Below are 12,910 nucleotides of genomic sequence, written 5' to 3'. Positions count from 1 at the left end.
GGGGCGGAGCACGACGTGGGTGGTGGACTGACGTACCGCCGGCTGGAGCCGGGGGACGTGCCGGCGGTGCTGGAGCTGTTGACGGCTTCGTTGGCGGGCGGCCCGACCGGGCGGCGCAGCGCGGAGTTCTTCGACTGGAAGCACCGGGACGGCCCGTTCGGGGCAAGCCCGGGCCTGGTCGCGGTCGCGGCGGACGGGCGGATCGCGGGGGTGCGGCTGTTCCTGCGCTGGGAGTGGCGCGGCGGCGACGGGCGGACGGTGCGGGCGGTGCGCCCGGTGGACACCGCGACCCACCCGGACTTCCGGGGGCGCGGGATCTTCCGCCGGCTGACCACCGAGCTGCTGGCGGAGGTCTCCGGCGAGGCCGAGCTGGTGTTCAACACGCCGAACGGCGACAGCCTGCCGGGCTACCTGCGGATGGGCTGGCGGGAGCTGGGCCGGGTGCCGGTGGCGCTGCGGGTGGCCCGGCCGGTGGCGTTCGCCCGGGGCGCCCGGTCGGCGCTGGCCCGCCGCCCCGGCCCGGCGGGGCCGCCGCGCTGCGAACTGCCGTCCGCCGCCGGGTGGCTGGCCGCCCCGGACGCCCGGCTGGCGGAGCTGCTGGCCGAGCGGGCCCGGGCGGACGCGGCCGATCCGCGGCTGCACACCGTCCGCACCGCCGGCTACCTGGCCTGGCGGTACGGGGCGGCGCCGGGCCTGGACTACCGGGTGGCGACCGTGGAGCGGGGCGGCGAGCTGGTCGGGGTGGCGTTCGGGCGGCCCCGGCGGCGCGGCCCGCTGGCCGAGTTCACGCTGTCCGAGCTGATCGTCCGGCCGGGCGACCGGGACGCCGCCGGGCGGCTGCTGCGCGCGGCGGCCAGCGCGGGCTGCGACCACGCGGCGACGCACCTGTCCCCCGGCACCGAGGCCGCCGCGGCCGGGCTGCGGGCGGGCTGCGTGCGGGCGCCGCGCACCGGCATGGTGCTGGCCGCCCGCACCCCGTCCGGCCCGCTGCCGGCCGGACGCACGCTGGCCGACTGGCGGTTCAGCCTCGGCGACCTGGAGGTCTTCTGATGGCGGCCCCGTCCGCCGCCGCCCCCGCCCACCGGCGTCCGCGCCGCCGCCCGCCGGCCCGGCTGGGCGCGGTGCTGCGGCGCGGCCGGCCGGCGGCGCTGGCCTGGGCGGTGGTGCTCGGCTACGTCACGGTCTTCGTGCTGGCGATGGTGCACACCACGTACGACACCTGGGGGGCGCTGCTGGTGGCGCCCGCGCTGATGGCGATCGGCACGCCGGTGCTGGCCCGGGTGGCGGCGGGCAACCCGGAGCGCGGGGTGTTCAAGCTGCTGATGGTGGCGATGGCGGCGAAGCTGGCCTGCGCCTTCCCGCGCTACCTGATGGCGTTCGTGCTGTACGGCGGCGCGGCGGACGCCAAGATGTACGACCAGAAGGGCTCCGAGCTGGCCCGGTACCTGACCACCGCCGACCTCTCCGCCGGGCTGCACTACGACCTGGGGATGAAGGTCGCGGGCACCGGCTTCGTGATCATCGTGACCGGCGTGGTCTACGCGGTCACCGGGCCGACCCTGGTCGGCGGCTTCCTGGTGTTCTCCTGGATCGGCTTCTGGGGGCTGCTGTTCTTCTGGCGGGCGCTCCAGATCGCCTTCCCGGAGGCCGACTCCCGGCGCTACGCGAAGCTGGTGTTCTTCCTGCCCTCGCTGCTGTTCTGGCCGTCCAGCATCGGCAAGGACGCCTGGATGATGTTCTGCCTGGGCCTGACCACGTACGGGGTGGCCCGGCTGCTGGACCGGCGGTTCGGGGCGTTCGCCTGCATCGCGCTGGGCTCGCTGGGCACCGCGATGGTGCGCCCGCACGTGACGGTGCTGGCGGGGGCCGGCCTGAGCGTGGCGTACCTGCTGCGCAGGCGGCCGCGGCAGGTGTCGGCGCTGGGGCCGCTGCGGACGGTGCTGACGGCGGCGGTGCTGGCGGTGGGCGTGATGCTGATGCTCCAGCAGGTGTCGACCTTCTTCGGCACCAACGGCACCGGCGGGGACGCCGTCAACCAGGTGCTGTCGGAGACCTCGCGGCGCACCTCGCAGGGCGACTCGGTGATCAACGCGGCCACCGCGGACGAGCCGGCGCCCGCGTTCAGCCTCAACCCGCTCAAGCTGCCGATGTCGGTGGTCAGCGTGCTGTTCCGGCCGTTCCCGTTCGAGGCGTCGAACGTGCAGAACCTGATCCAGTCGGTGGAGTGCTTCGCGCTGCTGGTGATGTTCATCCGGGCCTGGCCGCAACTGGCCCGCATCCCGCGGCTGTTCGTCCAGCGCTCCTACGTGGCCTTCACCGTGGTGTACGCGCTGCTGTTCTGCTGGGCGTTCTCGACCATCAACAACATGGGCATCCTGTCCCGCGAGCGGGTGCAGGTGCTGCCGCTGGTCCTGGTGCTGCTGGCGATCCCCCGGCCGGCCGCCGCCGGGCCGGTGCGCCGCCGCCGGCCGCCGCTCTGGCGCGCCCAGCCCGGCCAGTGGGGCGCCGCCCGCCCGGGCCCCGAACCCCCGGCCGCCGTCGGCGCGCCGGATCCGTCCCGAACCCAGGGGGGCTCGACCTCATGACGACCGACCGGAACCGACCCGCCGCCCTCGGCGGCGCGCCCGCCTTCCCCGACGGCCTGCCGCTGACCCGGGTCCGGGTGCCCGACCGGGAGGCGCTGCTCGGGCGGCTCGCCGGGGTGCTCGACTCCGGGATGCTCACCAACGGCCCGCTGGTGCGCGAACTGGAGGAGCGGGCCGCCGAGTTGATGCAGGTGCCGCACGTGGTGGCGGTCTCCAACTGCACGGCCGGCCTGATGCTGGTGCTCCAGGCCGCGGGGGTGGACGGGCGGCGGCCGGTGCTGATGCCGGGCTTCACCTTCTCGGCGACCGCGCACGCCGCGCACTGGGCCGGCGGCACCCCGCTGTTCGCCGAGGCCCGGGAGGAGGACATCACCCTCGACCCGGCCGACGCCGAGGCCCGGCTGAAGGCCGCCGACGCGCCCGCCGCGCTGATGGCCACCCACGTGTACGGGACGCCGTGCCAGACCGAGGAGTTGCAGCGGGTCGCCGACGCGACCGGGCTGCCGCTGGTGTACGACGCCGCGCACGGCCTGGGCTCGAAGCGGCGCGGCGTGCCGGTGGGCGGCTTCGGCCTGGCCGAGGTGTTCTCGATGAGCCCGACTAAGGTCGCGGTGGCCGGCGAGGGCGGCCTGGTCGCCACCCGGGACGCCGCGCTCGCCCGGACCCTGCGCACCGCCCGCGACTACGGCAACCCCGGCGACTACGACACCCTGTTCCCCGGCCTGAACGCCCGGATGAGCGAGCTGCACGCCGCGGTCGGCCTGACCTGGCTGGCCGGCCTGCCCGAGCGGGTCGCCCACCGGGGCGCGCTGGTCGCCGAGTTCGCCCGCGCCACCGCGGGCCTGCCCGGCCTGCGGCTGGCCCTGCCGGAGGAGGGCGACACCTCCACCTTCAAGGACCTCACGCTGATCCTGGACCCGGACGCCTTCGGCCTCGACAACCGCGGGCTCGCCGACGCGCTGCGGGCCGAGGGCATCGACACCCGCCGCTACTTCTTCCCGCCGGTGCACCGGCAGCGCGCGTACGCCCACCTCGGCCAGGCGGACGGCCTGCCCCGCACCGACCGGCTGGCCGCCTCGGTGCTGACCGTCCCGCTGTGGTCGCACATGGACGCCGCGACGGTCCGCCGGGTCGCCGACGCGGTGGTGCGCGTCCAGCCCTTCGCGGCCGAGCTGGCGGCGGGCGCGGCGCGCGGCTGAGCCGGTCCGGGCGCGCGGCCGGGGCGGTCCGGGCGCGCGGCCGGGGCGGTCCGCCGGACCCGGCCGCCGGGCCCGTCAGATCGACTCTCGCAAGGCGGTTCGGGCATTGGTCGGATCAGGTGAACTCGGTTGGACCGGGGGGAGGTTGACGCGCCAGGATGGCCGCCATGTTCAAGGGATTCCGCAGCTTCCTGCTGCGCGGCAACGTGGTCGACCTCGCGGTCGGCATCGTCATCGGTGCCGCCTTCACCGCCGTCGTCACCGGTTTCGTCGCAGCCTTCCTGACCCCGCTGATCGGCCTCGCCTCCGGCGCGGTCGGCGACTTCGGCAAGGAGGCGTTCGACGTCGCCGGCGTCACCTTCCCGTACGGCGCGTTCCTCCAGGCGCTGATCAGCTTCGTGCTGGTCGCCGCGGTGATCTACTTCGCCGTGGTGGTGCCCGTCGGCAGGCTGCAGAACCGCTTCTACCCGGTCAAGGACGTCCCGGTGGCCAAGGCCGACTGCCCCGAGTGCCTCAGCACCGTCCCGGCCGCCGCGACCCGGTGCGCCCACTGCACCACCGAGTTGGCCGGCCGGCCGGGCTTCCCCGCCCAGGCCGTCGCGCGCGCGACCGCCCGCTGAGCGCCCTTCCGCACGACCCCCGGCCCGGACGGCTCCCGCCGTCCGGGCCGGACCGCTTCCCGACGGCGGTCCGGGCCCCGCGCCTTAACGGAACCTTGGCGCAGCCTTTCGGCTGACCGGATCGGTGGCTTTTGTCCACCCCCGGACGGGCCCGGATGAGCGCGGGGTGCACGGCCGGTGGACCCGGGATGACCGAAACCGGACACCCATTCGCCCGACTCTGTACGACATTGCCCGATTCGGACGAGCGAAGAGTCTGTAAACAGTTGAACTCCAGGCCGTTCCGCTCTCCTCAGCAGGCACGTTGTGGGCTTACGGTATGCCCCATGACCTCGCCCCGCTCCTACGACGGAGTCGGCTACCCCCCTCCGTCCTTCTCCTCCGGCACGCCCATCTACGACAGCCTGGTCGCAGAGCGCGGCATCCCGCAGATCGCACCCATCAACGTGCCCCCGGCCCTCCCGGCCGCGTCCTGGTCCTCCGCCTACGGCAGCGGTTTCGGCACCGGTCCCGACTCCTCCCAGTCGAACCTGCCCGCCCTGCCCCCGGCCCGTCTCGCCCTCGGCCCCGGCCCGAGCAGCACCCCGGCCCCGGCGCCGTACATCCCGGCCCAGCCCGGCTACGCCCACGCCCCGCAGCCCCCGCAGCCCGGCTACGCGAGCGCCCCGCAGGGCTTCGGCCAGCGCCCGGCCGCCCCGGCCTACCCGCAGCCCGGGCAGGGCTACCCGGCCCCGCAGGCCCCCGGCGGCTTCGCCGCGGCCCCGCAGAGCTTCACGCCGACCTTCAACTCCCAGCAGTTCGGCGCCCAGCCCGCCCCGCAGCAGCAGTCGTTCGGCGACCAGTCCTTCGGCGGCACCACCCTGCGCCCGGCGGCCGCCCCGCAGCAGTACCCGCAGTACCGCCAGTACCCGCAGGCCGGCTGAGAACCCCTCCGGGGGGCGAGGTCACCACGCAACGGAGCGTTTTCTCCCCCACCCGTCCGCCCGCGCACCCCACCGGGGCGGACCCGCGCCACCACGGTTCCCCGTGCCCCGCCAGGGGCCCGGGGAACCGTCGTACCCGCCTGCCGCGGCCCCCGCCCGCCTGGCAGGATGGGCGCCATGCCCCGTCTCGCCGCCCTGCACCTGTACCCCGTCAAGTCGATGTACCGGCTCAGCCCGCCGTCCGCCGCGGTGCAGCCCTGGGGCCTGGCCGGGGACCGCCGCTGGATGCTGGTCGACGCCGACGGCACCGCCCTCACCCAGCGCGACGAGCCCGCGATCGGGCAGTTCCGCCCCCTCCCCTCCGCCGACGGCGCGTCGCTCACCCTGACCGGCCCGGACGGCGACCTCCACACCCTGTCCGCGCCCAGCCTCGCCGCCGGCGCCCCCGAGGCCGACGTCAGCGTCTTCGGCACCCGCTTCTCCGCCGCCGAGGCCGGCAAGGACACCTCCGCCTGGCTGGCCGAACGGCTGCCCGCCAGGCTCGGCGAGGTCCGGCTGGTCCACCTGGACCGCCCGGCCACCAGCCGCCCGGTCAACCCGGAGTACGCCGGCCCGGACGAGACCGTCTCGATGGCCGACGGCTTCCCGCTGCTGCTCACCACCACCGCCTCGCTCGACGAGCTGAACGCCCGGATCGCCGCCGACCACCCCGACGACCCGCGCAAGGGCGCGGCGCTGCCGATGGAGCGCTTCCGCCCCAACCTGGTGGTCTCCGGCACCGCGCCGTGGGCCGAGGACGGCTGGCGGCGGATCCGGGTCGGCGGGCTGGAGTTCCGGGTGGTGAAGCCGTGCGGGCGCTGCGTGGTGACCACCACCGACCAGGAGACCGGCGAGCGGCGCGGCCCCGAGCCGCTGCGGGCGCTGGGCCGCCACCACCGCTTCGGCCAGAAGCTGGTGTTCGGCCAGAACCTGGTCCCGGTCCGCCCGGCCGTGCCCGCCGAGGTGCTGGGGACGCTGGCGGTCGGCGACCGGGTGGAGGTGCTGGAGGAGGCCCCGGCACCGCTGCCGGACCGCCGCTGACCGCCCCTGACCGGCGGCGACGCGCCGCCGCGGGGGCGCCCGCCCGCGCCGTCAGCCGCGTGCACCCGGAACCACCCCCGGCCCCGGTCGTTGAACCGGGCGCCGGACCCGGACGGCGGTCCGCCGGGAACGCCCCGCGCGCTACGGTGGGGTGATCGCGCAGCGTCCCGACGCAACCGACGCGACCGACGAAGGCGGGGATGACAGATCGTCATGGGTGAGCTCAGGGTCCGGGTCACGCAGGACAGCGCCTCGCGTTGGCGCCGGCGCAGCGGGGAGTACGCCACCCTCCGCGAGGCCCTGGAGGCCGCCGAGCCCGGCGACACCCTGACGCTCCGCGCCGGGACGTTCCGCGAGGCGGTGCTGGTCGACCGGGCGGTGACGCTGGTGGCCGAGGACGGGCCGGGCAGCGTGCGGATCTCCCCGCCGGAGAGCGCGGTGCGCGGCGGCACCGCGCTGACCGTGACGGCCGCGGCCACCGTCCGCGGCCTGGTGGTGGAGGGCTCCGACCGCTCCGCCCCGGCGGTGCTGCTGGCGGGCGCGGACGGCGCGGTGCTGGCCGAGTGCCGGGTGGAGGCCGCCGCCGCGGTGGGCGTGGAGCTGGACGACGGCGCCGACGCCCGGCTGGTGGACTGCGTGGTGGAGAACCCGACCGGCCTCGGGGTGCGGCTGCGCGCCCGGTCCCGGGCCGAACTGGTGGACTGCGAGGTCACCGCGGCCGGGCAGAGCGGCCTGGCGGTGCTGGCCGGCTCCCGGCTGCGCGCCGAGCGGGTCAAGGTCCGGCGGGCCGGCGGGGCGGGCGTCCTGCTGGCCGACCCGGGGACGCTGGCGGAGCTGACCGGCTGCGAGATCGCGGAGGTGCGCGGCTCGGGCGTGCAGGCCGAGGCGCAGGCGGTGGGACGGCTGACCGACTGCACGGTGCACCGGGTCTCCGGCAACGGCCTGAGCCTGGACACCGGCGCCGAACTCGAACTCTCCTCCTGCCGGGTGCACGAGGTGCCGGAGAACGCGGCGGACCTGCGCGGCGGCGCGAAGCTGACACTGCGGCAGGTCACCGTGCACGGCTTCGGCCGGGGCGCGCTCTCGGTCTGGGACGGCGGCACCAGCGTGGTCGCCGAGGGCTGCCGCTTCCACTCCGCGCAGGGCGACTACCCGGCGCTGTGGGTGAGCGACGGCGCGGCCGTGGAGCTCGCCGACTGCGCCCTGGACGACCTGCCGGACGCCCTGTTCGTGCTCGACCAGGGCTCGTCCGCGACCGCCCGGGACTGCTCGTTCAGCGGAATCCGCTCCTCCGCCGTCTCGGTCAGCGGCGGTGCCGTCGCGCACCTGTCGGGCTGCCGCATCCAGGGCGCGGGCACCGGCCTGTGGTTCCGCGACCACGGCTCCGGCGGCCTGCTGACCGACTGCGAGATCGCGGACGTCGCGACCGGCGTGATCGTCACCAAGGGCGCCGACCCGGTGCTGCGCGAGTGCACCGTGCGCGGCGCGAGCGAGGCCGGGGTGTACGTGTCGGCGCAGGGCCGGGGCGAGTTCGACACCGTACGGGTCTCGCAGGGCGGCTTCGGCTTCCACGTGATCGACGGCTGCCGGACCCGGCTGATCCGCTGCCGGGCCGAGCGCAACGCCCGGGCCGGGTTCGAGTTCTCCGAGCCGGGGCCGGTCGCCGAGGGCTGCACCTCGGACGACGCGGCGCCGCTCGGGCCCCCGGCCCCGGCCGCCCCGCCCGCCGGACCCGGCCTGCCCGCACTGTCCGCACTGCCCGCCCTGCCCGTCGGGGCGGTGCCCGGGCCGGCCGCCCCGCCGCTGGCCGCCCTGGTGCAGACCTCCGCCACGGCCGCCGCCACCGCCGTGATCGGGCCGATCCCGGACTGCCGCCCGGCGGACGTGGCGCTGGCCGAACTCGACGCCCTGGTCGGCCTCGCCACGGTCAAGCAGGAGGTGCGCACCCTGATCGACCTGATCTCGGTCGGCCGGGCCCGCCAGCGGGCCGGGCTCAAGGCCCCCTCGCCGCGCCGCCACCTGGTCTTCACCGGCTCCCCCGGCACCGGCAAGACCACCGTCGCCCGGCTCTACGGCGAGATCCTGGCCTCGCTCGGGGTCCTGCAGCGCGGCCACCTGGTCGAGGTCGCCCGGCTCGACCTGGTCGGCGAGCACATCGGCTCCACCGCGATCCGCACCGCCGCCGCCTTCGAACGGGCCCGCGGCGGCGTCCTGTTCGTCGACGAGGCGTACGCGCTGGCCCCGGAGGACGGCGGCCGGGACTTCGGCCGGGAGGCGATCGACACCCTGGTCAAGCTGATGGAGGACCACCGCGACGCGGTGGTGGTGATCGTGGCCGGGTACACCGCGGAGATGGAGCGCTTCCTGTCCGCCAACCCCGGCCTCTCCTCCCGCTTCTCGCGCACCGTCACCTTCCCCGACTACACCGCCGACGAGCTCCTCGACATCGCCCGCGCCCAGGCCGCCGAGCACGAGTACCGGCTCGCCGACGCCACCGAGACCGCCCTGCTCCGCCACTTCACCGCCATCGACCGCAGCACCGGCTTCGGCAACGGCCGCACCGCCCGCCAGGTCTTCGAGACCATGGTCGAGCGCCACGCCTCCCGGGTCGCCCACCTCCCCTCCCCCACCACCGAGGACCTCCAGCTCCTGGTCCCGGCCGACCTGCCGGGCTGACCCCCGCACCGCCCCGTTCCTCCCCTCCTCCCATGTCCGATCGCCGGCCGGCTCGTTGAGCCCGGCGTGGGAAAGCGACCGCCGTGGCTGGTGCCGGACGAGCTGTGGGACGAGGTGGAGCCGCTGCTGCCGGTGCGGCGGCGGACGGGGGCGGGACGGCCGTCGCTGGGCGACCGGGGGTGCCTCCAGGGCATCCTGTTCGTGCTGCACACCGGCATCCAGTGGGAGTGGCTGCCGCAGGAGCTGGGCTTCGGCTCCGGGATGACCTGCTGGCGCCGGCTGCGCGAGTGGCAGGACACCGGCGTCTGGGACCGCCTCCAGGGCGTGCTGCTGAGCGAGTTGGACCGCGCGGGCGACCTGGACTGGTCCCGCGTCGGCCGCTGAGCGCGGGCCCCGGCGGCGACCCGCCCCGCGCCCCGCATCTCGCGCCCCGCGCCCCGGTGAACGGTCGCGGGCGGGGGCTGGCACACTGGCCGGCGGGGGTGGTCCCGGGTGCGGATCGGTGTGCTGGGCCCGTTGGAGGTCCGGGGGTCGGAGGTCGCGGGGGCGCGGCTGCGGGGGCTGCTGGTGCGGCTGGTGGTGGACGCGGGCCGGGCCGTGCCGTCCGAACGGCTGGTGGAGGACCTCTGGGGCGGGGCGCCGCCCGCCGCGCCGGGCAACGCGTTGCAGACGCTGGTGTCGCGGCTGCGGGCCCTGGGCGGGCGGGACGTGGTGGTGGCGGTGGCGGGCGGCTACCGGCTGGGGGCGGGGCCGGGCGAGGTCGACGCGGTGGAGTTCGAGCGGCTGCTGGCGGTGGCCCGCGCGCCGGCCGCCCCGGCGGAGCGGCTGGTGGTGCTGCGGCGGGCGCTGGGGCTGTGGCGCGGTCCGGCACTGGCCGAGTTCGCCGGTGCGGAGTTCGCGGACGGCGCGGCGCGGCGCTGGGAGGAGCTGCGGCTGGCGGCCGTCGAGGACCGGGTGGAGGCCGAGTTGGCGCTCGGCCTGCACCGGGGCCTGGTGGCCGAGTTGGAGGGGCTGGCCGCCGCGCACCCGCTCCGGGAGCGGCTGCACGGCCTGCTGATGCGCGCCCTGGCGGCCTCCGGTCGGCGGGCGGCCGCGCTGGAGCGGTACGAGCGGACCAGGCGCGAGCTGGCCGAGCAGCTCGGCGTGGACCCGTCCGCCGAACTGGCCGCGCTCCACCTCGCGCTGCTGCGCGGCGAGCCCGTCGCCGTTCCCGCGCCCGCGCCCGTGCCCGTGCCCACCGCCGTGCCCGCGCCCATGCCCACCGCCATGCCCGTGCCCGTGCCCGTGCCCGTGCCCACCGCCGCGCCCGCGCCCGCCGCCGGGCCGGGGCCGCGCCGCTCCAACCTGCCGCTGGCGCTGACCAGTTTCGTCGGCCGCGAGCAGGAGCGGGCGGCGGTGCGCGACCTGCTCGGCTCGGCGAGGCTGGTGACGCTGACCGGGCCCGGCGGGGCGGGCAAGACCCGGCTGGCGGTGGAGGTCGCGGCGGAGCTGGCGGACCGGTACCCGGACGGGGTGTGGCTGGTGCCGCTGGCACCGGTGGGTTCGTCCGCCGAGGTGGCGCAGGCCGCGCTGCTGGCGGTCGGCGTCCCGGACGCGCTGCGGGTGGGCGAGCCGCTGGGCGTGCTGGCGCCGCCGGTCGAGCGGCTGGCGGAGGCGCTGGAGCACCGCCGGCTGCTGCTGGTGCTGGACAACTGCGAGCACCTGCTGGACGGGGCGGCCGAGTTGGCGGCCGGGCTGCTGTCCCGGGCCCCGCACGTCCGGGTGCTGGCCACCAGCCGGGAGCCGCTCGGGCTGACCGGCGAGTCGCTGTGCCCGGTGCCCTCGCTGCCGCTGCCACCGCTCACCCCGGGGGCCGCGGACGGCCCGGACGCGGTGCTCGGCTCCCCCGCCGTGCGGCTGTTCGCGGACCGGGCGGCCGCGGTCCGGCCGGGCTTCCGGGTCGACGCGGACCGCGCGCCGCTGGTGGTGGACATCTGCCGGGCGCTGGACGGCATCCCGCTGGCGATCGAGCTGGCGGCGGCCCGGACCAGGTCGCTGACGCTGCGGCAGATCGCGGACCGGCTCGACGACCGCTTCCGGCTGCTGGCCGGCGGCGACCGGGCGGCGCTGCCCCGGCACCGGACGCTGCGGGCGGTGGTCGACTGGAGCTGGGAGCTGCTGGCGGACGCCGAACGCGTGGTGCTGGCGGGGCTGTCGGTGTTCGCGGGCGGGGCGACGCCGGTCCATGCCGAGCGGGTCTGCGGGCCGCTGGCGCCGGGGGCGGACGTGGTCGGGGTGATCGCCGCGCTGATCGACAAGTCGCTGGTGCGGGCGGTGGAGGACGGCGCGGGCGGCGAGGTCCGCTACCAGCTGCTGGAGACCGTCCGGGCGTACGCCGCCGAGAAGTCGGCGGAGTCCGGCGCGGCGGCCCGCACGGCGGACGCGCACGCCGCCTGCTTCCTGGCGCTGGCCGAGCGGGCCGAGCCGGAGCTGCGCGGCCCGGGGCAGGTGCGCTGGTCGGCGCGGCTGGACGCGGAGCGGGACGACCTGAACGCCGCGCTCGGCCACCTGGTCGCGGCCGGCGACGCGGCGGGCGCGCTGCGGCTGGCGGGCGCGCTGGTCTGGTTCTGGATCACCGGCGACCGCGCGGGCGAGGCCGGCGGTTGGGCGCTCGCCGTCCGTGAACTGGTCGGCGGGCGGGTCCCGCCGGGCCTGGCCGACGCCCACGCGCTGTGCACCGCCGTCGCCGTCCTGGTGGGCACCGTGGGCGGCCCGGAGGAGCCCGGTCCGGCGGTGGTCCGGCAGGCCGTGGCGACGGTCCTGGCGACCCTCCCGGACCGGCCGGCCCACCCGGTGCTGCACCTGCTCCGGCCCGGCTGCGCGCTGCTGCTGGACGACCGGCCGGCCGGCCTGCGCGGCCTGCGCGAACTGCTCGGCCACGCCGACCCGTGGGTCCGGGCGGCGGCCCGGCTGGGGCTCGGCCACCTCGCCCTGGACGAGGGCCGGTTGGAGCCCGCCGCCGAACACCTGGAGCGCGCCGAAAGGGAGTTCGAGCGGATCGGCGACCGGTGGGGCCGCAACGCGGCGATCGGCGGGCTGCTCGAACTGGCCCTGATCCGCGGCGACGGCCCGACGGCCGTCCGGCTCGGCGAGGAGGCGTACCGGACGGGCGCGGCGGCCGGAGCGGACCACTGCGCCCCGGTGCTGGTCCAGTTGGGCCGGGCCCGGGCCGAGGCGGGCGACCCGGTGCGCGGGCGGCAGGACCTCGAACGGGCCGTCGGCCTCGCCGAACGCCTCGGCGAGCACGCGAACGCCGCCGCCGGACTGCTCGCCCTCAGCGACCTCGCCCGCCGCTCCGGCGACCTGGCCGCGGCCCGCGCACCGCTGCTGCACGCCCTGGAGTCGCTCGACGCCCGGACCGGCCGCGCCGAACTGCGCCGGGCGGCGGCCCTGGTGCACAGCCGGCTCGGCTGCCTCGCCGAACAGCAGCACGACCCGGCCGAGGCCGCCCGCCGGCACGCCGAAGCCCTGGCCGCCCTCGGCCAGGACCAGCACCGCCGCACCCGGGCCGTCCTCGCCGAGGGCCTGGCCGCACTCGCCGCCGCCCGCGGCGCGCACCGGCACGCCGCCGAACTCCTGGGCGCCGCCCACACCCTGCACGGCTACCGCCCCACCCGCAGCCCCGACGCCGTCCGCGCCACCGAAGCCGCCACCCGCGCCCTCGGCCCCGACGCCTTCGCCGCCGCGTACGCCCACGGCCGCCACCAGCCCCCGGAGCTGCGCGGCTAGGCCCCGCCCCCCGGCCGGGCACGCGCTCCGGAGGGACGGGGCACCCGCGTCACCGGGAC

Annotated in this window: 8 protein-coding genes and 1 pseudogene; all 9 read left to right on the top strand. The window is 77.4% G+C overall.

Features of this window, described 5'->3' with window-relative positions:
• Window positions 1-15: 15 nt before the first annotated feature.
• The 9 genes and pseudogenes from K353_RS36980 to K353_RS28285 all read left to right on the top strand — a co-directional run bounded on the left by K353_RS36980 (window position 16) and on the right by K353_RS28285 (window position 12,851).
• The gene (locus K353_RS36980; RefSeq protein WP_111556356.1) at window positions 16-1,050 is read left to right on the top strand and encodes a GNAT family N-acetyltransferase; all 1,035 of its coding nucleotides are present in this window, start codon (window positions 16-18) and stop codon (window positions 1,048-1,050) included.
• On the top strand, window positions 1,050-2,585 hold the full coding sequence (locus tag K353_RS28320) for a hypothetical protein (RefSeq protein ID WP_111556355.1): 1,536 nt from the start codon (window positions 1,050-1,052) through the stop codon (window positions 2,583-2,585). Before K353_RS36980 ends, K353_RS28320 begins: the two co-directional genes overlap by 1 nt.
• Window positions 2,582-3,784 (top strand): DegT/DnrJ/EryC1/StrS aminotransferase family protein, encoded by a 1,203-nt coding sequence (locus K353_RS28315; RefSeq protein WP_111556354.1) that lies wholly within the window; start codon window positions 2,582-2,584, stop codon window positions 3,782-3,784. Before K353_RS28320 ends, K353_RS28315 begins: the two co-directional genes overlap by 4 nt.
• Before the next feature lie 167 nt (window positions 3,785-3,951).
• Window positions 3,952-4,404, top strand: coding sequence for a large conductance mechanosensitive channel protein MscL (mscL, locus tag K353_RS28310; protein WP_111556353.1), 453 nt, complete (start codon window positions 3,952-3,954; stop codon window positions 4,402-4,404).
• Window positions 4,405-4,730: 326 nt separating this feature from the next.
• On the top strand, window positions 4,731-5,327 hold the full coding sequence (locus tag K353_RS28305) for a DUF6643 family protein (protein ID WP_111556352.1): 597 nt from the start codon (window positions 4,731-4,733) through the stop codon (window positions 5,325-5,327).
• A 177-nt stretch (window positions 5,328-5,504) separates the two neighbouring features.
• Window positions 5,505-6,407, top strand: coding sequence for an MOSC domain-containing protein (locus tag K353_RS28300; protein WP_111556351.1), 903 nt, complete (start codon window positions 5,505-5,507; stop codon window positions 6,405-6,407).
• 213 nt (window positions 6,408-6,620) lie between these two features.
• Window positions 6,621-9,083, top strand: a complete 2,463-nt coding sequence (locus K353_RS28295; protein WP_111556350.1) for a right-handed parallel beta-helix repeat-containing protein — start codon at window positions 6,621-6,623, stop codon at window positions 9,081-9,083.
• A 66-nt stretch (window positions 9,084-9,149) separates the two neighbouring features.
• Window positions 9,150-9,455 (top strand): annotated as a pseudogene (locus tag K353_RS28290) (transposase); the annotation flags it as partial.
• Between the two features lie 120 nt (window positions 9,456-9,575).
• Window positions 9,576-12,851, top strand: a complete 3,276-nt coding sequence (locus tag K353_RS28285) for a BTAD domain-containing putative transcriptional regulator (RefSeq protein ID WP_111556348.1) — start codon at window positions 9,576-9,578, stop codon at window positions 12,849-12,851.
• Window positions 12,852-12,910: the final 59 nt, after the last annotated feature.

Source organism: Kitasatospora sp. SolWspMP-SS2h, from assembly GCF_003259315.1.
GTDB lineage: Bacteria > Actinomycetota > Actinomycetes > Streptomycetales > Streptomycetaceae > Kitasatospora > Kitasatospora fiedleri.
The sequence above is the reverse complement of the archived record's forward strand: the minus strand, read 5'-3'. Positions and strand labels throughout refer to the sequence as shown.